Here is a 21,997-nt window from a genome sequence, read left to right as displayed (position 1 = left end):
GGAGCCCCACGCCATGCCCTTCGCCCTGGACCACATCGTCATCGCCGTGGCCGACCTGCAAGCCGCCATCGCCGACTATCGCGCCCTGGGCCTGCAGGTGCTTACCGGCGGGCAGCACCCGGGGCGCACCTCGCACAACGCCCTGGTGGTGTTTGCGGACGGCGCCTACCTGGAACTCATCGCATGGCGGGCCCCGGCCCCCGAAGAGCGCTGGTACCGCACGCTGCGCGACCATGGCGAAGGCCTGGTGGACTTCGCGCTGCGTGCGCCGGACACCGTGCAGGCGCTGGCGGACGCACGCGCGCGCGGGCTCGGCACCCTGACCGGCCCTGTCGACGGCGGCCGGCTGCGGCCCGACGGCGCGCAGCTTCGCTGGCAGACCGCGCGCCACGCCACGCCGGACGTTCCCTTCCTGTGCGGCGACATCACCCCCCGGGCCCTGCGCGTGCCCGAAGGCGCCGCCCGCGTCCACCCCAACGGCGCAGAGGGCGCTGCGGCGCTGACGGTGGCCGTGCACGACCTGGATGCCACCCTGGCGCGCTACCAGGCCCTGCTGGGCGCGCAGGCGCAGGCCGCCACCCTGGCCAGCGCAGGCGGAATCCGCACCGCGCGGCTCCCGCTGGGTAGCACGCTGCTGTGGCTGCAGAGCCCCGAGCGCGCGGCCAGCGCCCCCGGCGCGGCAGAACCGCCCGCCGCCCAGGCGCTGCGCGAGCGGCTGGCCTCGCGCGGCGAAGGGCCCTGCGCGCTGGTCCTTCGCCGCCGCGCTGACACGCTCCCGCCCGGCACCGCGGCCACCCACGGCGTCGCGCTCCAATGGCTGGCCGCCGAGATTCCCTAAACTGCCAGCTTTTGATTCCCTCCGCCTGCCCGACATGAACACCACCGCCGCTCCCACCTCCCTGCCCGTCATCGCCTTCATCGGCGGTGGCAACATGGCCAGCGCCATCATTGGCGGGCTGATCCACCAGGGCCACCCCGCCCGCGACATCGAAGTGGTCGAGCCCTGGCCCGAAGCGCGCGAGGCGCTGCGCAAGAACTACGGGATCGAGGCCCAGCCCGAAGCCGGCCCCGCCCTGCAGCGCGCCCGCATCGTGGTCTGGGCCGTCAAGCCCCAGACCTTCAAGGACGCGGCCGCCCAGGCCCGGGCCCACACGCAGGACGCGCTGCACCTGAGCGTGGCCGCCGGCATCCGCTCGGACAGCATCGCCCAATGGCTGGGCACCGAACGCATCGTGCGCACCATGCCCAACACGCCGGCGCTGGTGGGCAAGGGCATGAGCGCGCTGTATGCCCGCCCCGCCGTGGACGCGGCCGCCCGCGTGCAGGTCGAGTCCATCATGGCGTCCACCGGGGAATTCCTGTGGGTGGAAAGCGAAAAGCAGCTCGACGCGGTCACGGCGCTGTCGGGTTCGGGCCCGGCGTATGTCTTTTACTTCCTGGAAGCCATGACCCGCGCGGGCGTCGGCATGGGGCTGTCGCAGCAGCAGGCGCACCAGCTGGCCGTGGGCACGTTCGTGGGCGCATCGGAGCTGGCGCGCCGCTCCGACGAGCCGCCCGCCGTGCTGCGCCAGCGCGTCACCTCCAAAGGCGGCACCACCTACGCGGCGCTGCAGTCCATGGAGGCCGCGGGCATGGGCGCGAGCTTCGAGGCCGCCATGCGCGCCGCCGAGCAGCGGGCGCTTGAACTGGGCGATGAATTCGGCGGCTAAGCCCCGAGGCGCTGCCCTGGCCGGGGCCATGCCGTCCGCGGCCAGCGGGTACCGCGCAGCCCCGTGACAGGCGGAGACACCGTCGGCAAACGGGTCAATGGGCCGCCAGCTGGCGCAGCAGATAGCTGCCGGCGATCCCCGCGAACACCGTGGCGCCGAGCCAGTGGTTGACCCGGAAGGCCTTGAAGCACCCCTCGCGGGTGCGGTGGCGGATCAGGCGCCAGTGCCACAGCACCTGCGCGAGCGCACCGGCGATTGCTATGCAAAACATAGCACCCAGCGCATACCGATAAAGCGCCACAGCCCAAATGGACAGGAAGAGCAGATAGAACGCCACGATGGCCGCCACGTCCAGGCGGCCCAGCGTGATGGCCGAGGTCTTGATGCCGATCCGCAGGTCGTCGTCGCGGTCCACCATGGCGTATTCGGTGTCGTAGGCCAGCACCCAGAACAGGTTGCCCAGCCACATCCACCAGGCCACGGCAGGCACCGCGCCCTGCACCGCGGCGAACGCGATCACGATGCCGAAATTGAACGCGATGCCCAGCACCGCCTGCGGCATGGAGATCACGCGCTTGGAGAACGGGTAGGCGATGGCCACCAGCAGCGCGGGCACCGACCAGGCGATGGCCGCGGCGTTGGTGGTGAGCACCAGGCCGAACGCCAGCAGCGCCAGCACCGCGCCCAGGGCCAGGGCTTCCTTCACGCCCACCGCGCCCGTGGTGACCGGGCGCTGCGCCGTGCGCTTGACATGCCTGTCGAAGTCGCGGTCGGCCACGTCGTTCACGCAGCAGCCCGCGCTGCGCATGAGGATGGTGCCCAGCACGAACACCGCCAGCAGGTGCCAGCCCGGAAACCCGTCCGCCGCGATCCACAGCGCGCTGAGCGTGGGCCACAGGCATACCAGCCAGCCGGCGGGGCGGTCCCAGCGGATGAGGTCAAGGTACAGGGCGAAGCGGCTGCGCAAAGATACGGACGGCATGCGGGCTGAGCGGAAAAGGACGGTGGAAACCCGCCGGACACGCGGGCGCACCGAATGTAGCAGGGAGGGTACGGGCAGCCCGAAGAACCGGTAAAGTCTCCCGTTCCCTTCCACTACGGACCAGCCCGCATGCCCCGATCATCGAGCCCCCAGGCCGCCACGCGCTTTGCCATCCCCCGCACGCTGCTGGCGGGTTTCGTGGTGGCGGCCCTGGCCACGCTGGTCATCGCTCTGGTCAATTTCCGCGCCTCCGAACTGCGCGCCGACGCGGTCGATGCGATGGACCGGACCACCCTGGCGATGCGCCAGCTCAATCTGCTGAGTTCGGCCCTCAAGGACGCGGAGACGGGCCAGCGGGGCTACCTGCTGACGGGCGAAGCCCCCTACCTGCAGCCCTACCAGCTCGCGCTCACCGCGGTGGAGCGGCAGATGTCCGCCCTGAAGGCCAGCACGGCGGACAACCCCGTGCAGCGGCGGCTGGTGGTGCAGATCGATGACCTGGCCCAGCAAAAGCTGCGCGAGCTGAACGAAACCATCGAGCTGCGCAAGGCCGGCAATGCCGACGGCGCGATGGCGCTCGTGCGCACCGATGCCGGCAAGAACCTCATGGACCGCGTGCGCGACCTGGCCGCCGACCTGTTCACGCTGCAAAGCCAGCAGCTGGAAGCCCGCCGCCAGCAGTGGGTGGATGCCGCCACGGCCTCCGCCTACTACTCGTGGGGCGGCTCGCTGGTGCTGCTGGTGCTGATCTGCGTCTCCGCCGCGCTGACCGCGCGCGAATACCGCGCCAAGGCCCTGCAGTCCTGGGTGGCGGCGGGCCTCACCGGCCTGGGCCAGCGCATCCAGGGCGACCACCGGCTCGAGGACATCGGCGAGCTGGCCCTGGAATACCTGGCCACCTACCTCAAGGCCTCCGTCGGCGCGGGCTATGCGGCCAATGGCCACGGCAGCTTCGCGCTGTTTGGCGGCTATGCCCTGCCGCGCGAACGCCTGGAGCAGAAACTCCTCGCGGGCGAGGGCCTCGTCGGGCAGGCCGTGCGCTCGCGCCAGCTGCTGCATGTGCGCGATGTGCCGCCGGGCCACCTGCAGGTCGCCTCGGGCACCGGGCAGTCCGGCCCGGCCGAGCTGCTGGTGGCGCCCGCGGTGGAAAACGGCGAAGTCTTCGCCGTGATCGAGCTGGGCTTCTACCGGCCGGTGGGCGAGGCCGAGCGCGACCTGATGGAGCGCGCCTCGGAGATGCTGGCCGTGGCCATCCGCTCGGGCATCGACCGCACGCGCCTTGAATCCCTGCTGGAAGAAACCCAGCGCCAGTCCGAGGAGCTGCAGATGCAGCAGGAAGAGCTGCGGGTCAACAACGAGGAGCTGGAGCAGCAAAGCCGCGTGCTGCAGGAATCGCAGGCGCAGATGGAAGTGCAGCAGACCGAGCTGGAGCAGACCAACGCGCACCTGGAAGAGCAGACCCAGCAGCTCGAGCACCAGCGCGAGCAGCTCCTGCGCGCCCAGAGCGCGCTGACCGACAAGGCCCGCGAGCTGGAACTGTCGAGCCAGTACAAGAGCGAATTCCTGGCCAACATGAGCCATGAGCTGCGCACGCCCCTCAACTCCACGCTGATCCTGGCCAAGCTGCTGTCGGACAACAAGCCCGGCAACCTCAGCGGCGACCAGGTGAAGTACGCGCAGACCATCTACGCGGCCGGCAACGACCTGCTGGCGCTCATCAATGACATCCTGGATCTGTCCAAGATCGAGGCAGGCCAGGCCACCGTGGCCGTGGAGCCGGTTTCCATCGCACGGGCCGTGCAGGCACTGGTGGACCCACTGCGCCCGCTGGCCCAGGAAAGGGGCCTGGCGCTCAACGCCACCGTGGCCCCGGACGTGCCCGCGACCATGGACACCGACCCCCTGCGCCTGGGACAGGTGCTCAAGAACCTGCTGTCGAATGCGATCAAGTTCACCGAGCAGGGCTCGGTGGCGCTGCACGTGTCCCGCAACCCCGGCGACACGCTGTCGTTCGTGGTCAAGGACACCGGCATCGGCATTCCCGCGCACCAGCAGGAACTGATCTTCGAAGCCTTCCGCCAGGCCGATGGCAGCACCCACCGCAAGTACGGCGGCACGGGCCTGGGCCTGTCGATCTCACGCGACCTGGCGCAGCTGCTGGGCGGGCACATCACCGTGGAAAGCACGCCCGGCCAGGGCAGCGTGTTCACGCTGGTCCTGCCCCTGCAGCTGGAAGCGGCCATGCCGGTGGCGCCCCTCCTGCCCGCGAGCGTGCGAGCGGACCCCGCCCCGCCCGCCGATGCGCCCGCGCGGCTGCCTGCCGCGGCGCCGCAGGACGCCCCGCCCCCTCCGGGCACCCGCGCGGGCCCGGCGCCACTGCCGCGCGCCGGTGCGCGCAGCATTCTCGTCATCGAGGACGACGAACGCTTTGCGCACATCCTGCGCGACCTGGCCCAGGAAATGGGCTTCGAGTGCGCCGTGGCCCTGAACGCCGCCGACGGCATGCTGGCTGCCACGCAGAGCCTGCCCAGCGCCATCGTGCTGGACGTGAACCTGCCGGACTTCTCGGGACTGGGCGTGCTCGACCAGCTCAAGCGCAACCCGGCCACGCGCCACATTCCCGTGCACGTGGTGTCGGTGGCCGACTATTCGCAGGAAGCCATGGGCCGGGGCGCCGTGGGCTACGCGCTCAAGCCCGTCAAGCGCGAGGAACTGGTGCATGCGCTGGAGCGCCTGGAGGCCAAGTTCACCCAGAACATGCACCGCGTGCTGGTGGTCGAAGACGACGAGCGCCAGCGGGAAAGCGTGCGCCACCTGCTCAGCCGCGATGGCGTGGAGATCGTCTGCGCCGGCACCGCCGCCGCCGCCCTCGAACACCTGCGCGGCGCGACCTTCGACTGCATGGTGATGGACCTGAACCTGCCCGACCTGAACGGCTACGAGCTGCTGCAGCAGATGACCGAGCAGGACGGCGTGTCGTTCCCGCCCGTCATCGTGTACACCGGCAGGGCGCTGTCGCGCGACGAGGAACAGCTGCTGCGGCGCTTCTCCAAGTCCATCATCATCAAGGACGCCCGCTCGCCCGAGCGGCTGCTGGACGAAGTCACGCTGTTCCTGCACCAAGTGGAGTCCGAGCTGTCCGCCGAACACCGCCAGATGCTGCAGGTGGCCCGCAACCGGGACACGGCCCTGGAAGGGCGCACCGTGCTCGTGGTGGAGGACGACGTGCGCAACGTGTTCGCGCTCTCCAGCATCCTCGAGCCCTCGGGCATCCGCGTGGAGATCGCCCGCAACGGCCGCGAGGCGCTGGACGCCCTGGCCCGCGCCGACAGCGGCGCAAGCTCCCATGCCATCGACCTCGTGCTCATGGACATCATGATGCCGGAGATGGACGGCTACACCGCCATGCGCGAGATTCGCGCCCGCCCGGAATGGCGGCGCCTGCCCATCATCGCGCTCACCGCCAAGGCCATGAAGGACGACCAGGAAAAATGCCTGGCGGCCGGAGCCAACGACTACATCGCCAAGCCGCTCGACGTGGAAAAGCTGCTGTCGCTGGTGCGGGTCTGGATGCCCAAGTAACCCGGCAGCGCACCATGCCCCACCGCAAGAAGGCCCGCACGGCGGACATCGAGCAGCGCCTGCTGATCGATGCGATCTACCACCGCTACCACTACGATTTCAGGGGCTATGCGCAGGCGTCCCTCAAGCGGCGATTGAACACGGCCCTGCTGCAGTTCCAGTGCCAGACGCTCTCGCAGCTGCAGGACCGCGTGCTGCACGAGCCCGCGGTGTTCCCGGCACTGCTCGAGTACCTCACGGTGCAGGTCAGCGACATGTTCCGCGACCCAAGCTACTTCCTGTCGCTGCGCAACGAGGTGGTGCCCCTGCTGCGCACCTACCCGTCGCTCAAGGTCTGGGTGGCGGGCTGCAGCGCGGGCGAAGAGGTGTATTCGCTGGCCATCCTGCTGCACGAGGAAGGCCTGCTCGAGCGCACGCTGATCTACGCCACCGACATCAACCCCCATGCGCTGCATGCCGCCGAGGCCGGCGTGTTCGACGTGGCCCGTGTCGCGTCCTTCACCGAGAACCATGCCCGCTCGGGCGCGCGCAGCTCCCTGTCGGACTACTACTCGGCCCACTACGGGCGGGCGGTGTTCGACAAGTCGCTCAAGGAGCACATGGTGTTCTCGGACCACAGCCTGGCCACCGACAGCGTGTTCGCCGAGATGCACCTGGTCTCCTGCCGCAACGTGCTCATCTACTTCGAGCGCGAACTGCAGGACCGGGCGCTGGGGCTGTTCCGCGACGCGCTGTGCCACCGGGGCTTCCTGGGCCTGGGCTCCAAGGAGTCGCTGCGGTTCTCCGGCCAGGCGGATGCCTTTGACGACCTCGTGCCCGAGGACCGCATCTACCGCAAGAAGGCGGGCCTGTGACGCGGCCACGACACCCGCCAGCCGAGCCCCTGGAGGGCTACGACGCCATCGTGGTGGGCGGGTCCTCCGGCGGCATCGATGCGCTCATGCAGGTGCTGCCCGCGCTGCCCGCCAGCCTGCGCGCCGCGGTGCTGATCGTGCTGCACCTGCCCCGCGACCGGCGCAGCCTGCTGGCGGAGATCTTCCGGCAACGCTGCGCGCTCCCCCTGCACGAAGCGCAGGACAAGCAGTCCATCGCCCCGGGCACGGTGTACTTCGCGCCGCCGGACTACCACCTGCTGGTGGATGCGGGGCCGGGCATCGCGCTGTCCGTGGACGCGCCCGTGCATTTCTCGCGCCCCTCGATCGACGTGCTCTTCGAATCCGCGGCCGACCAGTATGGCGGCCGCCTGGTGGGCATCCTGCTCTCGGGCGCCAACGAGGACGGGGCCCACGGCCTGCGGTCCATCCGCGCCGCGGGCGGGCTGGCCATCGTCCAGGAACCCGCCAGCGCGGCCATGCCCACCATGCCGCAGGCCGCGCTGGCCTGCACCGAGGCCCACCACGTCCTGCCCCCCAAAGGCATTGCCGATCTGATCGCAGACCTGCACCGCCAGCGCCTGCTGTGATGCACCGCGCCCTTACCCACCCCGACGCCCACATCCTCTCCCCGCACGCGAAGACCATGCCACACACCGACCGCATCAAATGCCTGCTCGTCGATGACATTCCTGAAAACCTGATCGCGCTGGAAGCGCTGCTGCAGCGCGACGGCCTCGACATCCTGAAGGCCCAGTCCGGCCCTCAGGCACTGGAGCTGCTGCTCGCCCACGGGGACGTGGCGCTGGCCCTGCTCGATGTGCAGATGCCGGAGATGAATGGCTTCGAGCTGGCCGAACTGATCCGCGGCAGCGAGCGCACGCGCCATATTCCGCTGATCTTCATGACCGCCGGTTCCCGCGAGCAGAACTGGCAGTTCCGGGGCTACGAAAGCGGTGCGGTGGACTTTCTGTACAAGCCCATCGAACCGCACGTGCTCACCAGCAAGGCCAACGTGTTCTTCGAGCTGCACCGGCGCAAGCAGGCCCTGGCCCACGAACTGAAGGAGCGCACGGCGGCGCTGCGCATCAACGAGATGTTCATGGCGGTGCTGAGCCACGACCTGCGCACGCCCCTGATGTCGATCACGGCGGCCGCCACGGTGCTCAAGCGCCAGCCCGATGCCGAGAAGGTGGGCGCGATGGCCGACCGGGTGCTCAGCAGCAGCCAGCGCATGGGCCGGATGATCGAAGACCTGCTGGACGTCACCCGCATACGCCACGCGGGCGGGCTGGCCCTGCAGCTGGGCCCCGTCGACATGCAGGCCGTGGTGCAGCGCGCGCTGGACGAGGTGCAGACCGGGTTCCCGGCCCACCGCATCGAGTCCACGCTGGCGGGGGACCTGGCCGGGGTCTGGGACGCCGAGCGCATGTGCCAGGTGATGACCAACCTGGTGGGCAATGCCATCCACCACGGCGATCCCGCACAACCCGTGCGCATCGCGGTGGACGGAACCCAGGCGGGGAGCGTGTCGGTCTCGGTGGCCAACGGGGGCGTGATACCGCCAGGCCTGCTGCCCCATCTTTTCGACCCGTTCCACGGACGGGAAAGAGAGCCGGGACGCCACCAGGGGCTGGGGCTGGGACTGTTCATCGCGCACCAGATCGTTCGCGCGCACTCGGGGAACATCGAGGTGTGCTCACAGGACGCAAGCACCTCTTTTCGCGTGACCCTGCCCCGGGTCTCGCCTGCGCCCGGCGATCGCAAGGCACCGCCGGCCTGAGCCGGCACGGCGGTGGCGTGTCAGGCGACGGGGCGCGCCACGGCCTCGCGGATGGAACTCAGCAGCTGCTCCAGATCCTCCAGGTCGAAGGGCTTGAGCAAGGTCCGGACATTGGGGCCCCAGGCGCCGGGATAGTGGCCCAGTTCATAGCCCGAGCACAGGACCACCCAGCGTTGCGGGTCCTGGGCCAGCAGCCGGCGCGCGAGATCCGTCCCCGAAATGCCGGGCAGGCTCACGTCCGAGACCAGCAGGTCGTAGGACTGCAGGGCATCAAGCTCCAGGGCTTCTTCGGCCGTGGCGCACGAAGTCACCGTCTGGCCTTCGCCCTCCATCAGCATGCCAATGGTCTCGCGCAGTTCGGCGTTGTCTTCCACGTAGAGGATTCGCATACATCACAGATTTTCTTGTCCTCCATGCCCCTGACGTCGCCCCACGGCAGCAGGCGGCATGCCCAAGCCCGGATCATCCACACAAGCCAGGCGGCCCCCTGTAGGACAACACGCACTTCCGTCCCCTGGGGGCGCACGCGGGCGCCGCCCCGCGTCCAGGGCTGCGGTGCGGCTACTCCTCCAGCAGCGAGCGCAACATCCACGCCGTCTGCTCGTGCACCGTCAGGCGCTGCGTCAGCAGGTCGGCCGTGGGCTCGTCGCTGGCCTTGTCCGCCAGCGGGAACAGGCTGCGGGCGGTGCGGGCCACGGCCTCGTGGCCTTCGACCAGCACACGCACCATATCGAGCGCCTTGGGCGGCTTGGCGGGCGCGTCGGGCACCGTGGCGAGCTTGCCGAACTCGGCGTACGAGCCGGGCGCCACATGGCCCAGCGAGCGGATGCGCTCGGCGATCGGGTCCACCGCGTTCCACAGTTCGGTGTACTGCGCCATGAACATAGTGTGCAGCGTGTTGAACATGGGGCCCGTCACGTTCCAGTGGAAGTTGTGCGTGGTCAGGTACAGCGTGTAGGTGTCGGCCAGCAGGCGCGAGAGGCCTTGCGCGATCGCGGCGCGGTCCTTGTCGCTGATGCCGATGTTGATGCTGGGGGCTGCGGTGGTCTTGGGGGCCTTGGCCATGGGAAGCTCCTTCGTTGGAATGGGGGTCAATCGATGGAATCCGCCGCGCCATCGCAGCCCGGAAGGCTCCGGGCCACGGCGCGCGGCGGCTGGTGGTCACTGTAGCGCAGGCGCCAAAGCCATCACTGCATCTGGCTCAAATTCCCGATGCGCACGAGCATCTCGGTGAACATCTGCATGTCCGCGTCCAGGTCCACCACTTCCTTGAACTCCTTGGCGTTGTGGGCCGTGTACTTCTTGCCCGGCATGGCGGGGCCGAAGTTGATGGCGTTGGGCATGAGCTTGGCCGTGGTGCTGCCGGCCGTGGGCACGGGCTTGGCTTCCAGGCCCGTGGTGTCGCCAAAGGTGTTGAGCAGCGTGGCGAGCCAGGCGCCCCGGGGGTCACGCGCCATCCAGTTGCCCTGGCTGTGGTCCACCTCCACCGCCACGCCGGCCTGGGCGCCCCAGGCCTTGATCTTCGCGGCCGTCGCCTGGGAGAGCGCCTCGGGCGTGCTGCCGCGGGGCATGCGCACATTCACCAGCACATCGACCTGGCCGTCCTTCTCGCGCACGAGGTTGGGCGACATGGTCAGCGGGCCCATGAAGTCGTCGGCATACGCCAGGCCCAGCGTGCGGCCCAGGTAGTCGGTGCCGTACAGGTCGGTGAGGTAGCGCACGGCCTGCGCGTAGCCGTTGGGGGCGAGCGCCACGCCGGATTCCTTCAGGAACAGCGCCAGGCGCGGCAGCGGGTTCACGCCCTCTTCCGGGCGCGAGCCGTGGGCCGATGCGCCGGTGACCTTGACCTGCACGGCGGCACCGTCCTGGGCCACGTCGATGCTGAAGGGCCCGCCCTGCGGCTTGTACTTCTCGACGAACGCCGCCTTGGCAGCGTTCAGGCGCGCCGACACGTCGGCGGTGCTGCCTCCCTGCAGCCTGGCCGTGGCGGTCTGCGGCACGGCGTTGGCCGATGCGGCGCCGGCCATGGCGGTGATGGCGGTGGCGCTGACGCTAGCCATCGATCCCAGCGCGAACGAGGCGCGCAGCGCGCCGGAGCCCTTCTCGGCCACCACGGCGGGGTACTTGCTGTCGAGCACGATGTTGTACTCGGGCAGTTCGGTCCTGGCGCGGTAGTACTTCATCGCGTCGCCACCGGTCTCTTCCGTCGTCTCGATCATGAGGCGGATGGTGCGCGACAGCGGCAGGCCGCTGTCCTTGACCGTCTTCATCGCATACAGCACGGCGGCGATCGAGCCCTTGTCGTCGATGGAGCCGCGGCCGTACAGGTTGCCGCCCACGCGCGTGAGCTTGAAGGGATCGAGGCGCGTGCCGTCGTCCAACACCCATTCGTCGGCCACCACGGGCACCACGTCGGCGTGCGTGAGGATGCCGAACTCCTCCTTGCCCGTGCCGGGCAGCTTCACTTCAAAGATGCGGTTGTCCACATTGCGGTACTGCAGGCCAAAATCGCGGGCCATGCGTTCCACCAGCGCGCCGAAGGCGATGATGGACTTGTCCTCGTGCGGCGGTACTTTCTCGGACCGGAAGGTGGGGAGCGCCACCATCTTCGCCGTGGCGTCGATCACCGCGGATTGATTGTGCAGGCGGTTGTACAGGCCGAGCAGGCGGCCGATGTTGACCAGGTCATCCCCCGCCAGCGGCTGCTTGGCCGCATAGGCCGAGACGCTGGCGCGCAGCAGCGGGTTCTCGCGCGCGGCCTGGGCCAGGAACTCGGTGAAGCTGCCTTGTGCCGCAGCGGGCAGCACGGCCACCAGGCGGTCCATGTCGGCCTTCTTGACCGTGCCCGCCGAGGGTGCGTTGGTGGGCATGCTGGTGCACGCGGCCAGGCCCAGGGCCAGGCCGGCGGCCATCAGGATTTTTTTCATCTATTGCTTTCCTTGGGTTGTGGAGTGCGCAGGGCGCCCGCGGTGCGCATGTGGCGCAGCCCCGCGGTGCGGGCGGCCCGTTGGCGCCGCCCGCGGCGTGCCGCCCGAAAGCAGCCGCACGCCATGCGGGGCGAGAGTGTAGTCCCGCGCAGGCGGGGTCAGGACAGGCGCTTGACGCCGGGCAGCTCGCAGGCATACACGGCGTTGCGCAGTGCCGCGATGGCTTCGTAGCGCGTGAAGCTGCGCCGCCATGCCAGCACCACGCGGCGCATGGGCGGCGGCCCCCCATCCTCTTCACGGATGGGCAGGTAGCGGATGTAGGTCTCGTCGCTCTTGCGGCGGCGTGACACGGTCAGCAGGGCGTCGCGCGGCACCGACAGGCGCGGCACCAGGGTCACGCCCATGCCCGCGGCCACCATGTGCTTGATGGTCTCCAGCGACGAGCCCTCGAAGGACTTGCGGATGCCCTCGGCATTGCTCGCAAAGCGCGCGAACTCGGGGCAGACCTCCAGCACGTGGTCGCGAAAGCAGTGGCCCGCCCCCAGCAGCAGCATGGTTTCACTCTTGAGTTCGGCGGCCGTCACGGATTTCTTGGCCGCCAGCGGGTGCGAACTGGGCACCGCCGCCATGAAGGGCTCGTCGTACAGCGGCGCCATGGCCAGGCCCGTGTCCGGAAACGGCTCGGCCAGGATGGCGCAGTCGATCTCGCCCGTGCGCAGCATTTCCAGCAGCTTCACCGTGAAGTTCTCCTGCAGCATGAGCGGCATTTGCGGCGAGCGGCCGATGGCCTGGCGCACCAGGTCGGGCAGCAGATAGGGCCCGATGGTGTAGATCACGCCCAGGGTCAGCGGGCCGGCCAGCGGGTCCTTGCCGCGCTTGGCGATTTCCTTGATGGCCGCCGCCTGCTCCAGCACGCTCTGGGCCTGGCGCACGATCTCCTCGCCCAGCGGCGTGACCGAGACCTCGCCCGCGCTGCGCTCGAAGAGCTTCACGTCGAGCTCTTCCTCCAGCTTCTTGATCGCGACCGACAGCGTGGGCTGCGAGACATAGCAGGCATCGGCCGCATGGCCAAAGTGCTTCTCGCGCGCCACGGCGACGATGTACTTGAGTTCGGTCAGGGTCATGGTCTGTTCCTGGGCTGGGGGTGAATGGCAGTTCCCTGCCCATGCTGCGCGCGCGGCAGCGCGCGGCGGCTTGGGGGGAATGTCATCTTCATGCCTTCAGATAGTCCGATTTTCCACCCAACCAGCGCGCCACGTGTTGCGCCGCCAGGTCCGGGTGGCGGTCCAGCATCACCGGCGCCAGTTCGCGGGCCCAGTCGAGCAGCACGGTGTCGGTGGCCAGGTCGGCAAAACGCAGCAGCGCGTCGCCCGACTGGCGCGCGCCCAGGAACTCGCCGGGGCCCCGGATCTCCAGGTCGCGCCGGGCGATCTCGAAGCCGTCGTTGGTCTCGGCCATGGCACGCAGGCGCTCCTTGGCGGTCTCGCCCACGCGGCCGCTGTCGTTGGTGGCATACAGCAGCACGCAGGCGGACGCCGCCGCGCCGCGCCCCACGCGGCCGCGCAGCTGGTGCAGCTGCGACAGGCCAAAGCGCTCGGCATGCTCGATGACCATGAGCGAGGCGTTGGGCACGTCCACGCCCACCTCGATCACGGTGGTGCTGACCAGCACGCCCATCTGGCCGCTGGTGAACAGCGCCATCACCGCCTTCTTCTGGGCGCTGGGCATGCGCGAGTGCAGCAGCCCGACCATGACGCCGGGAAGCGCTTCGCTCAGCTCGGCATGCGTCGCGGTGGCATTGGTCAGGTCCAGCGCCTCGCTCTCTTCGATCAGCGGGCACACCCAGTACACCTGCCGCCCGGCCTCCACCTGGGCGCCGATGCGCTCGATGACTTCGTCCTTGCGGCTGTCGGCGATCAGCTTGGTGACGATGGGCGTGCGGCCGGGGGGCAACTCGTCGATCACCGAGACGTCGAGGTCGGCGTAGTAGCTCATGGCCAGCGTGCGCGGAATCGGGGTCGCGCTCATCATCAGCATGTGCGGCTCCATGGGAACCTTGCGCCCCCACGCTCCGCCGCTGCGCGGGTCGCTGCCCCCCGAGGGGGCCGCGTCGCCTTGGGGCGGCCCGGCGGCGACGCCCTCCGCCAGCTTTTGCCGCAGCGCCAGCCGCTGCGCCACGCCAAAGCGGTGCTGCTCGTCGATGATGGCCAACGCCAGGTTCTTGAACCGCACCTGCTCCTGGATCACGGCGTGGGTGCCCACCACCAGCGCCGCCTCGCCGCTCTCGACCAGCGCGAGCATGGCGGTGCGGTCCTTCTTCTTTTGCCCGCCCACCAGCCAGGCCACCCTGCGGCCGCGCGCGGCCAGCAGGGGTTCGAGCCAGCCGATCATCTTGGCGAAGTGCTGCTCGGCCAGGATCTCGGTGGGCGCCATCAGCGCGCACTGCCAGCCCGCGTCCATGGCCAGGCACGCGGCCAGGGCCGACACCACGGTCTTGCCCGATCCCACGTCGCCCTGCAGCAGCCGGTGCATGGGTACCTGGCGCGCCAGGTCGGCCGCGATCTCCTCGCCCACGCGGCGCTGCGCGGCGGTCAGGCTGAAGGGCAGCACGGCCATCAGTTGCTCGTGCAGCGGCAGCGCACCATCGGTGGGCCGACGCACCTTCAGCACCGGCGCACGCAGCATGTCCCGCGCGCGGCGTGATTGCTGCTGCGACAGCTGCTGGGCCAGCAGCTCCTCCACCTTCAGGCGCTGCCACGCGGGGTGGCTGTGGTCTTCCAGCGTGGACAGCGCCACATCCGGCGTGGGGTGGTGCAAAAAAGTGAGCGCCTCGCGCAGGCTGAACAAGCGCGGGAGGCCATTCTGGCTCGTAAAACGCGCATACGGCGGCTCGGTGCCGGGTGGCAGCGTGTCCGACAGGTCCACCCGGGCCAGCGCGCCAACCACCGCGCGGCGCAGGTAGGGCTGCGGCAAGCCAGCCGTGGTGGGGTAGACGGGCGTGAGCGCGGCGGGCAGCTCGCCGCCCGCGAGGCGGAACGCGGGGTGCAGCATCTGCCTGCCCCAGAACCCGCCCTTGACCTCGCCCCGGATGCGCAGGCGCGCGCCCACGGACAGGGTCTTCTGGTGCGAGGGGTAGAAGCTGAAGAAGCGCAGCTCGCACGTGCCGGAGCCGTCCTCCACCTGCACCACCAGCTGGCGGCGCGGGCGCAGCTGCACCTCGCTGGCGGTCACGGTGGCTTCGATCTGGACCATCTGCCCGTCGCGCGCGCTGGCCAGCGGGGTGATGCGGGTTTCGTCCTCGTAGCGCAGGGGCAGGTGCAGGGCCAGGTCGATGTCGCGCTGGAGGCCCAGCTTCTGCAGCGCCTTCTGGGCCACCGATGCACCGCCCTTGGACACGGCAGGCGCCGCCGCCGCCGGGGGGCTAGGGCGAATCGGCATTCACATGTCCCCTAGGGGAAACTCTGGATACGGCGGCGGGCATGTAGCGGGTTTTACGAACGACACGAATGGGCAAAAAGGCTACCATGGTTACCACTGCCAGCGCGTCAAAGCAGGCGCCTTTTCCGAGTCCAGGGGTCTTGCCATGCTCAAGCGCATCCAAATTCAGCACCTTACCCTGGGCATGTATCTGCACGAGTTCTGCGGCTCGTGGATGGAGCACCCCTTCTGGCGGGCCAAGTTCCTGCTGAGCGACCCCAAGGACCTCGCCCGCATCCAGGCCACCGCGATCCATGAATGCTGGATCGACACCTCCCGGGGCCGGGACGTGGCCCCCGGCACCGCCTCGGTGTCCCGCGAGGAGGTGGACGCCCAGATCGAGACGGACTTCAGCCGGCTGGAGGACCTGCCGCCCATCAAGGTCACGCTGCCCTCCCCACCCCCGCCGCCCAGGCGCGACCGCAAGCCCGCCGACATGAAGAGCGAGCTCAAGGCCGCCGCCGCCCTCTGCGTGAAATCCAGGGAGGCGGTGATTTCGATGTTCAACGAGGCACGCCTGGGGCGCGCGGTGGACTCCGCCAGCGCGCAGAGCCTGGTGGAGGAAATCTCGGACTCCGTCACCCGCAACCCGGGCGCGCTCATCAGCCTGGCGCGCCTGAAGACGGCGGACGACTACACCTACATGCATTCGGTGGCCGTGTGCGCGCTCATGGTGGCGCTGGCCAAGCAGCTCAGGCTCAAGGACGACCAGCAGCGGCTGGCCGGCATGGCGGGCCTGCTGCACGACCTGGGCAAGGCCGCGGTACCGCTCGCGGTGCTCAACAAGCCCGGCAAGCTCACCGACCAGGAGTTCACCGTGGTGCGCAGCCATCCGGTGCAGGGCTTTCACATGCTCAAGGAAGGCGGCAACATGCCCGACGCGGTGCTGGACGCGTGCCTGCACCACCACGAGAAGGTGGACGGCTCCGGCTACCCGGACAAGCTGCAGGGCGACGGCATCAGCGTGATCGCGCGCATGACGGCGATCTGCGACGTGTACGACGCCATCACCTCCGACCGCCCCTACAAGCGCGGCTGGGACCCCGCCGAATCGCTGCGCCGCATGGCCGAATGGACCCAGGACCACTTCGACGCGCGGCTGTTCCAGGCGTTCGTCAAGAGCATCGGGATCTATCCCGTGGGCTCGCTCGTGCGGCTGACCTCGGGGCGCATCGGCGTGGTGACCGAGCAATCGGCCGCGGCGCTCACCACGCCCCACGTCAAGGTGTTCTTCTCCACCAATTCCGGCCTGCGCGTCCCGCCCGAGACGGTGGATCTCTCCGCCCCGGGGTGCCACGAGAAGATCGTCGCCCGCGAAGACCCGGACAAGTGGCGCTTTCCGGACCTGAACGAGCTGTGGTCGGGCTTTCCGGAAAAGACCTGGTAGGCCCGGCCCCCCGGCCCCGCCGTGGGAAAATGGCGGCCTCCCCGCTTTTTTCTTGGCACGGGCCTGTCCGGCCCTCAAGCCCCATGACCGCATCCAGCCCGCCTGCCCCGCGCACCTACACGCTCAGCGACTTCGACTTCTCGCTGCCTCCCGAACTCATTGCCCAGCACCCCGCTGCCGAACGCAGCGCCTCGCGCCTGCTGGACGGACGCGCCATCGAGCCCATGGACCGCATCTTCCGCGACCTGCCCGGCCTGCTGCGCGAAGGCGACCTGCTGGTGTTCAACGACACCCGGGTGGTCAAGGCGCGCATCTTTGGCGAGAAAGCCAGCGGCGGCAAGCTGGAGCTCTTGATCGAGCGCGTGCTGCCCGCCGAAGCCGGCGGCACGGGCAACGAAGTCGTGGCCCACATGAAGGTCAGCAAGAAGCCGCTGCCCGGCAGCACCGTGCACATGGCGGGCGGCCGCCACGGCGGTGGTTTCGACGCCACGCTGCTGGGCCGCTGGCCCCATGACGACGGCCCGCTGTTCCGCTTTGCGCTGCACGGCCCCGCAGGCGAGTCGCCGTGGGAGCTGATGGACCGCCACGGCCACCTGCCGCTGCCGCCCTACATCGAACGCCAGCAGAACACCGGCCACGACCCCGACGAAGCCGAGGACAGCCAGCGCTACCAAACGGTGTTTGCGCGCGCCCCCGGCGCCGTGGCCGCGCCCACCGCCGCGCTGCACTTCGACGAGGGCGTGCTGGCCGGCCTGGCCGCGCGCGGCATCGAGCGCGCCAGCGTCACGCTGCACGTGGGCGCGGGCACCTTCCAGCCCTGCAAGACCGAAAACCTGGCCGAGCACCAGATGCACAGCGAGTGGTACGAAGTGCCGCTGGCCACGCTGGCAGCCCTGGAGCGCTGCCGCCAGCGCGGCGGCCGCGTGGTGGCCGTGGGCACGACCACGGTGCGCACGCTCGAATCGTGGGCGAAGACCGGTCTGGCCACGGGCGACACCAGCATCTTCATCACGCCGGGCTTTGCTTTCCAGGTGGTGGATGTGCTGGTCACCAACTTCCACCTGCCCAAGAGCACGCTGATGATGCTGGTGAGCGCGTTCGCGGGCTATGCGCACACCATGGGCCTGTACCGGCACGCCATCGCGCAGGGGTACCGGTTCTTCAGCTACGGGGATGCGATGCTGCTGGAGCGCCCACCCGCGCGTTGACCGGCGATGCGGCCCTGCGGCTCCACGGCAATCGGCGGGGTCAAGGGCAGTTGCTGACGGGCGCCACGCGCGGTGCGGCGCCCACATCGGGCAGGCGATTGGCCGAGGGCAGCCGCACGCAGTAGGTGCCCGACGGGCTCTCCACCTGCGTGACCCGGGAGCCATCGCCACCGCGCCACTCGCGGGTCGAAATCGCAGCACCCAAGGGCCTGGCCGCTGGCGCGCCGTCTCCCACTGCCAGTTGCGCCGCCGGTACGGCACCGTGGCGGCGCTGCCATTCGCGCTCTTGGCGGTCGGCACGGCCCACGGCGTCGGGGCTCCAGCGCAGAGGTGCATCGGCCATCCGGCTGTCGGACGCAGGCAGCTCGGGCGCGGGCGCAGCGGCAGTCGCGGCCTGCGGAGGGGGCTGCTGCACGGCGCGTGCCGGGGTGCCGATGACCGTGCCGGTCACTGCATCGGTGGGCGCGTCGGCGCTGCGGTGGCGCTCTGCCGCACGCACCGGGCGCGATGCAGATGCGGGCGCGGAAACGGAACCCTTGGGGAGAGCCTGCGCACGCCCCGGGCCGAGCACCGCCATGGCGGGCTGCAGCACCTCGGCGTGCGTGATCCACTGCACCCCCATCGCTTGTCGCGGTGATGTGAATGGTGGCGGTGGTGCCGATAGCGATGGCGAGACGCGGCTGGTCGACAGATTCCACGCGGTCAGGATGACACCGTGCAGCAGCACCGAGGCCACCACGGCCACTGCCACGCGCCTGCGCCGGCTGACGGAAGCGGCACCCCAGCCCCACCAGCGCACTTACACGCCTTCTTGCGCCGCGCCGTCGTCCGCGCCATCACCGCCGCTGTCCACCCACGCCAGCAGGTCGCCGGGCTGGCACTGCAGGTACTCGCAGATGGCCGAGAGCGTCTCGAAGCGCACGCCCTTGACCTTGCCGCTCTTGAGCAAGGACAGGTTGGCCTCGGTGATGCCCACATGGGCCGCGAGGTCCCGCGACTTGACCTTGCGGCGCGCGAGCATTTCATCCAGGGTCACAACAATCGCCATGGGGAATACGGTACCTGGGAGTGGCTACACAAACGCATCCGCTTCGGCCTGCAGGCGGCAGCCCTCGGCCAGCACGTGGGCCAGGAGCAGCATCATCAGCCCCACCACCAGCACGCTCATTTCAAACGAGCCCACGCCCAGCGCGATGAGCCCGCCCTGCTGGCCGGAGGCCAGCCACGACAGCAGCGCCGTCACGCCCACCTGGTAGACCAGCGAGGTCGCGAACATCGCCAGAAAGCCCCAGCCCACGCCCCGGAACCCGCGCACGACCACCGGCCCGAACACGGCGCCCGCCAGGAAGGCCCGGCAGATGCGGTGCACGCACAGCACCGCGTACAGCATGGCCAGGGCGGGAATGCACTCCAGCGCCACGCCCACCCACCGCCATTGCGTCTCCATGGACTCCGGCGGGGTCAGCCCGACCAGCAGGGCCTGCGTCGGCACCACCGTCAGGGGCATCCACCCACCCCAGCCGGTCTCGTGCCCGATCGCCGCCCAGCGCGCCAGCGAAAAAACCAGCGACACCAGGGCACACACCCAGCTGGCGGCCAGCAGCCCCCAGGCCAGCCGGCGGAATGAAGGGCTGTGGACGGGGGAGACCGGGGTGGCCAGAGTTCGCGTCATGGTTTGGCAATTTTTTTCTGTAAAACAATAATAATATACCGTTAAACAGAAATTTCAACACCACCCGACCCGCATGACACCCAGCCCGCCCATCCCTTTTCGCAGCGGCACCCGCCTGCTCCGGGGCCCTATTTCACCCGTCCGGCCGCCATGGCGGCGCGGGGCGGGCCTTGGCGTTCTCCTCCTGTGCACGGCACTGCTGGCCGCCTGCGGCACCGTGCCGGTGTCGTCCCTGTGGAAGCTGCGCAAGCTCCAGCTGGAGACGCTCGACCCCGCCGCGCTGCGCGCCGCCGTGGTGCACGGCCCCGGCCTGCGGCTCCATGGCCCGGCGCTGGAGCTGACGGTGAGCGTGTCCCGCAAGGTGCGCCAGCCCGGCGGCGGCACCACCACCGAGCGATGGGAAGAAAAGCTGCCGCTGCAGGAGCTGAGCGGCACCGCAGAGCGCAGCCCGCTGGCACCCTATGACACTGCCCGCACCGCGGTGCAGGTCTGGCGCATCGACCCGGAGGCATTGCCCCGGCTGCAGGCACTGCGCGCCAAGGCCCTGGCCTGGAAAACGGTGGACGACGGCCCGCGCGAGCTGGGCCTGGGGGTGGAACTGGCAGGCTGCCAGAAGGGCAGCGCCGGGAACCGGCTGGTGACCACGCTCATGCGCTTCACGGATCCCGGGGAGTACATCCCCCTCGCGCACAACATGGACCTGGCGGAAACCATGCCGGCAGCGGAGCTGGCACGGCGGTTTCCGGACTGCGCCGCCGGTTGACCAGGGAACCTGGCAGGTTCTCAGAACGCGACCGCGTGCCCGTCCTTGCGTGGGTCAGACCCGGCGATGTAGTGGGCGCCGTCGCGCAGCACCAGCTGGGCCCCGCCAAAGGCGAACACGCCATTGCCCTCCTCCACCGCCACCTCGTGGCCGCGCGCGCGCAGCGCGGCGACCACGGCGGAATCAAAGCCCGGCTCCACCGCCACGCCCTTGCCGCCCGTCACGCGCCAGCGGGGCGCGTCGGCGGCGGCCTGCGGGTTCTGGCCGTAGCGCAGCACGCGCAGCGCCATCTGGGTGTGGCCCTGGCTCTGCATGGGGCCGCCCATCACGCCGAAGGCCATCTGCGGCGTGCCGTCCGAGTGCATCGCGAACGCCGGGATGATGGTGTGAGAGGGGCGCTTGCGCGGGCCCACTTCGTTGGCGTGGCCTGGCTTGAGGTTGAAGCCGTGGCCCCGGTTCTGCAGGCTGATGCCCGTGCCCGGCACCACCACGCCCGAGCCGAAGCCCATGTAGTTGGACTGGATGAACGAGACCATCATGCCCTGGCTATCTGCCGCCGCCAGGTACACCGTGCCGCCCGGGCGCGGCGCGCCGTGGCCCGGGTCGCCCGCGCGCTCGGGGTCGATGAGCGCCGCGCGGCCGCGCAGATAGTCCGCCTCCAGCAGCTCCTTCGGCGCGACACGCATCGCACCGATGTCGGCGTTGTACTGGTCCAGGTCGGCCAGCGCGAGCTTCATGGCCTCGATGCTCGCGTGCACCGTCTCCACGCTGTCGAGCGGGTGCGCGCCGATGCCGTGCGCGTCCAGCATGCCCAGCGCCATCAGCGCGGCAATGCCCTGGCCGTTGGGCGGGATCTCGTGGATCACCGAGTCGCCGAAGCGCTGCTCGATGGTGCCCACCCAGTCGGCCTGGTGCGAGGCGAGGTCTTCGAGCGTCATCGCGCCGCCGTGGGCCTGTGCATGGGCCACCATGCGCTCGGCGATCACGCCCCGGTAGAACGCCTCTCCCTGCGTTTCGGCGATCAGTTCCAGCGTGCGCGCATGGGCCTCGCTGCGGAAGATCTCGCCCGCCCGCGGTGCGCGGCCACCGGGCAGGAAGCACTCGGCAAAACCGGGCTGCGCGCCCAGCTTGGCGCCACCCAGCGCCCACAGGCGGGCGATGGTGGGCGACACCGGAAAACCATTGCGCGCATAGTCGATGGCGGGTTGCGCCAGCTGTGCGAAGGGCAGCTTGCCCAGGCGCCTGGACAGCGCCACCCACGCCGAGACGGCGCCCGGCACGGTCACCGCGTTCCACCCCGTCTCGGGTATGCCGCCCAGCTTCTCGAAGTACTCCGGCGACCACGCGGCCGGTGAGCGGCCCGAGGCATTGAGGCCGTGCAGTTCCTTGCCGTCCCACACGATGGCAAAGCCGTCGCTGCCGATGCCGCAGCCCGTGGGCTCGACCACCGTGAGCGCCATGGCGGCGGCGATGGCGGCATCCACCGCGTTGCCGCCCGCCAGCAGCATGCGCAGCCCCGCCTGCGCGGCCAGCGGCTGCGAGGTGGAGACCACATTGCGCCCCATGACCGCGCTGCGGTGGGAGGCGTAGGGATGGGACCAGTCGAGGGTTGGGTTATTCATAGCGTTCTGACTC

At 69.9% G+C, this 21,997-nt stretch carries 19 protein-coding genes; 9 read left to right on the top strand and 10 right to left on the bottom strand.

Going from position 1 to position 21,997, the window contains the following annotated elements; genetic code table 11:
* Positions 1-13: 13 nt before the first annotated feature.
* Both KW843_RS19455 and proC read left to right on the top strand, forming a co-directional pair.
* The gene (locus KW843_RS19455) at positions 14-838 is read left to right on the top strand and encodes a VOC family protein (RefSeq protein ID WP_218296816.1); all 825 of its coding nucleotides are present in this window, start codon (positions 14-16) and stop codon (positions 836-838) included.
* 34 nt (positions 839-872) lie between these two features.
* Positions 873-1,709 (top strand): pyrroline-5-carboxylate reductase, encoded by an 837-nt coding sequence (gene proC / locus KW843_RS19450; RefSeq protein ID WP_218296815.1) that lies wholly within the window; start codon positions 873-875, stop codon positions 1,707-1,709.
* A gap of 94 nt (positions 1,710-1,803) precedes the next feature.
* On the opposite strand, the gene ubiA is transcribed toward proC, so the two are convergent.
* Positions 1,804-2,691 carry a 4-hydroxybenzoate octaprenyltransferase gene (gene ubiA / locus KW843_RS19445; RefSeq protein WP_218296814.1) on the bottom strand — a complete coding sequence of 296 codons (888 nt, stop codon included), beginning with the start codon at positions 2,689-2,691 and terminating at the stop codon, positions 1,804-1,806.
* A 129-nt stretch (positions 2,692-2,820) separates the two neighbouring features.
* Between ubiA and KW843_RS19440 the strand changes: the two genes are divergently transcribed.
* Genes KW843_RS19440 through KW843_RS19425 form a run of 4 tightly spaced genes read left to right on the top strand, consistent with a single transcriptional unit; the run spans position 2,821 to position 8,928 of the window.
* Positions 2,821-6,273, top strand: coding sequence for a response regulator (locus tag KW843_RS19440; RefSeq protein WP_218296813.1), 3,453 nt, complete (start codon positions 2,821-2,823; stop codon positions 6,271-6,273).
* Positions 6,274-6,287: 14 nt separating this feature from the next.
* On the top strand, positions 6,288-7,127 hold the full coding sequence (locus KW843_RS19435) for a protein-glutamate O-methyltransferase CheR (RefSeq protein WP_218296812.1): 840 nt from the start codon (positions 6,288-6,290) through the stop codon (positions 7,125-7,127).
* Positions 7,124-7,735, top strand: a complete 612-nt coding sequence (locus KW843_RS19430) for a chemotaxis protein CheB (protein ID WP_369643577.1) — start codon at positions 7,124-7,126, stop codon at positions 7,733-7,735. Before KW843_RS19435 ends, KW843_RS19430 begins: the two co-directional genes overlap by 4 nt.
* Before the next feature lie 56 nt (positions 7,736-7,791).
* Positions 7,792-8,928 (top strand): response regulator, encoded by a 1,137-nt coding sequence (locus KW843_RS19425; RefSeq protein ID WP_218296993.1) that lies wholly within the window; start codon positions 7,792-7,794, stop codon positions 8,926-8,928.
* A gap of 20 nt (positions 8,929-8,948) precedes the next feature.
* Here the strand turns inward: KW843_RS19425 and KW843_RS19420 are convergent, their stop codons facing one another.
* From KW843_RS19420 to recG, 5 genes are all read right to left on the bottom strand, one after another.
* A complete protein-coding gene (locus tag KW843_RS19420; RefSeq protein WP_218296811.1) occupies positions 8,949-9,317 on the bottom strand; it encodes a response regulator in 369 nt (122 codons plus the stop codon).
* Positions 9,318-9,489: 172 nt separating this feature from the next.
* Entirely contained in the window at positions 9,490-9,993 is a 504-nt protein-coding gene (locus tag KW843_RS19415; protein WP_218296810.1) for a Dps family protein, read from the bottom strand.
* Positions 9,994-10,115: 122 nt separating this feature from the next.
* Entirely contained in the window at positions 10,116-11,855 is a 1,740-nt protein-coding gene (locus KW843_RS19410; protein WP_218296809.1) for a dipeptidase, read from the bottom strand.
* 158 nt (positions 11,856-12,013) lie between these two features.
* Complete coding sequence (locus tag KW843_RS19405; protein ID WP_218296808.1) at positions 12,014-12,979, bottom strand: LysR substrate-binding domain-containing protein; 966 nt, start codon at positions 12,977-12,979, stop codon at positions 12,014-12,016.
* 88 nt (positions 12,980-13,067) lie between these two features.
* Positions 13,068-15,293, bottom strand: coding sequence for an ATP-dependent DNA helicase RecG (gene recG, locus KW843_RS19400; protein WP_218296807.1), 2,226 nt, complete (start codon positions 15,291-15,293; stop codon positions 13,068-13,070).
* A gap of 145 nt (positions 15,294-15,438) precedes the next feature.
* Between recG and KW843_RS19395 the strand changes: the two genes are divergently transcribed.
* Both KW843_RS19395 and queA read left to right on the top strand, forming a co-directional pair.
* Positions 15,439-16,719: an HD-GYP domain-containing protein gene (locus tag KW843_RS19395; protein WP_218296806.1), complete on the top strand. Its 1,281-nt coding sequence runs from the start codon at positions 15,439-15,441 to the stop codon at positions 16,717-16,719.
* Positions 16,720-16,802: 83 nt separating this feature from the next.
* Positions 16,803-17,927, top strand: coding sequence for a tRNA preQ1(34) S-adenosylmethionine ribosyltransferase-isomerase QueA (queA, locus tag KW843_RS19390; RefSeq protein ID WP_218296805.1), 1,125 nt, complete (start codon positions 16,803-16,805; stop codon positions 17,925-17,927).
* Between the two features lie 40 nt (positions 17,928-17,967).
* Here the strand turns inward: queA and KW843_RS19385 are convergent, their stop codons facing one another.
* From KW843_RS19385 to KW843_RS19375, 3 genes are read right to left on the bottom strand one after another with little or no spacing between them, the layout of a single operon-like run.
* Positions 17,968-18,678 carry a hypothetical protein gene (locus KW843_RS19385; protein WP_218296804.1) on the bottom strand — a complete coding sequence of 237 codons (711 nt, stop codon included), beginning with the start codon at positions 18,676-18,678 and terminating at the stop codon, positions 17,968-17,970.
* A gap of 48 nt (positions 18,679-18,726) precedes the next feature.
* On the bottom strand, positions 18,727-18,975 hold the full coding sequence (locus KW843_RS19380) for a helix-turn-helix transcriptional regulator (RefSeq protein WP_218296803.1): 249 nt from the start codon (positions 18,973-18,975) through the stop codon (positions 18,727-18,729).
* A 24-nt stretch (positions 18,976-18,999) separates the two neighbouring features.
* Positions 19,000-19,599 (bottom strand): DUF2975 domain-containing protein, encoded by a 600-nt coding sequence (locus tag KW843_RS19375; RefSeq protein ID WP_255594827.1) that lies wholly within the window; start codon positions 19,597-19,599, stop codon positions 19,000-19,002.
* 73 nt (positions 19,600-19,672) lie between these two features.
* Between KW843_RS19375 and KW843_RS19370 the strand changes: the two genes are divergently transcribed.
* The gene (locus KW843_RS19370; RefSeq protein WP_218296802.1) at positions 19,673-20,362 is read left to right on the top strand and encodes a hypothetical protein; all 690 of its coding nucleotides are present in this window, start codon (positions 19,673-19,675) and stop codon (positions 20,360-20,362) included.
* 20 nt (positions 20,363-20,382) lie between these two features.
* Here the strand turns inward: KW843_RS19370 and KW843_RS19365 are convergent, their stop codons facing one another.
* Positions 20,383-21,984 (bottom strand): gamma-glutamyltransferase family protein, encoded by a 1,602-nt coding sequence (locus KW843_RS19365; RefSeq protein WP_218296801.1) that lies wholly within the window; start codon positions 21,982-21,984, stop codon positions 20,383-20,385.
* Positions 21,985-21,997: the final 13 nt, after the last annotated feature.

It is taken from the genome of Acidovorax sp. sif1233 (assembly GCF_019218755.1).
GTDB lineage: Bacteria > Pseudomonadota > Gammaproteobacteria > Burkholderiales > Burkholderiaceae_C > Acidovorax.
The sequence above is the reverse complement of the archived record's forward strand: the minus strand, read 5'-3'. Positions and strand labels throughout refer to the sequence as shown.

Bases quoted from the DNA above. Each gene is read 5' to 3' on its own strand.
- KW843_RS19455 (WP_218296816.1), top strand. From the start codon at position 14: ATGCCCTTCGCCCTGGACCACATCGTCATCGCCGTGGCCGACCTGCAA.
- proC (WP_218296815.1), top strand. From the start codon at position 873: ATGAACACCACCGCCGCTCCCACCTCCCTGCCCGTCATCGCCTTCATC.
- ubiA (WP_218296814.1), bottom strand. From the start codon at position 2,691: ATGCCGTCCGTATCTTTGCGCAGCCGCTTCGCCCTGTACCTTGACCTC.
- KW843_RS19440 (WP_218296813.1), top strand. From the start codon at position 2,821: ATGCCCCGATCATCGAGCCCCCAGGCCGCCACGCGCTTTGCCATCCCC.
- KW843_RS19435 (WP_218296812.1), top strand. From the start codon at position 6,288: ATGCCCCACCGCAAGAAGGCCCGCACGGCGGACATCGAGCAGCGCCTG.
- KW843_RS19425 (WP_218296993.1), top strand. From the start codon at position 7,792: ATGCCACACACCGACCGCATCAAATGCCTGCTCGTCGATGACATTCCT.
- KW843_RS19420 (WP_218296811.1), bottom strand. From the start codon at position 9,317: ATGCGAATCCTCTACGTGGAAGACAACGCCGAACTGCGCGAGACCATT.
- KW843_RS19415 (WP_218296810.1), bottom strand. From the start codon at position 9,993: ATGGCCAAGGCCCCCAAGACCACCGCAGCCCCCAGCATCAACATCGGC.
- KW843_RS19410 (WP_218296809.1), bottom strand. From the start codon at position 11,855: ATGAAAAAAATCCTGATGGCCGCCGGCCTGGCCCTGGGCCTGGCCGCG.
- KW843_RS19405 (WP_218296808.1), bottom strand. From the start codon at position 12,979: ATGACCCTGACCGAACTCAAGTACATCGTCGCCGTGGCGCGCGAGAAG.
- recG (WP_218296807.1), bottom strand. From the start codon at position 15,293: ATGCCGATTCGCCCTAGCCCCCCGGCGGCGGCGGCGCCTGCCGTGTCC.
- KW843_RS19395 (WP_218296806.1), top strand. From the start codon at position 15,439: ATGCTCAAGCGCATCCAAATTCAGCACCTTACCCTGGGCATGTATCTG.
- queA (WP_218296805.1), top strand. From the start codon at position 16,803: ATGACCGCATCCAGCCCGCCTGCCCCGCGCACCTACACGCTCAGCGAC.
- KW843_RS19380 (WP_218296803.1), bottom strand. From the start codon at position 18,975: ATGGCGATTGTTGTGACCCTGGATGAAATGCTCGCGCGCCGCAAGGTC.
- KW843_RS19375 (WP_255594827.1), bottom strand. From the start codon at position 19,599: ATGACGCGAACTCTGGCCACCCCGGTCTCCCCCGTCCACAGCCCTTCA.
- KW843_RS19370 (WP_218296802.1), top strand. From the start codon at position 19,673: ATGACACCCAGCCCGCCCATCCCTTTTCGCAGCGGCACCCGCCTGCTC.
- KW843_RS19365 (WP_218296801.1), bottom strand. From the start codon at position 21,984: ATGAATAACCCAACCCTCGACTGGTCCCATCCCTACGCCTCCCACCGC.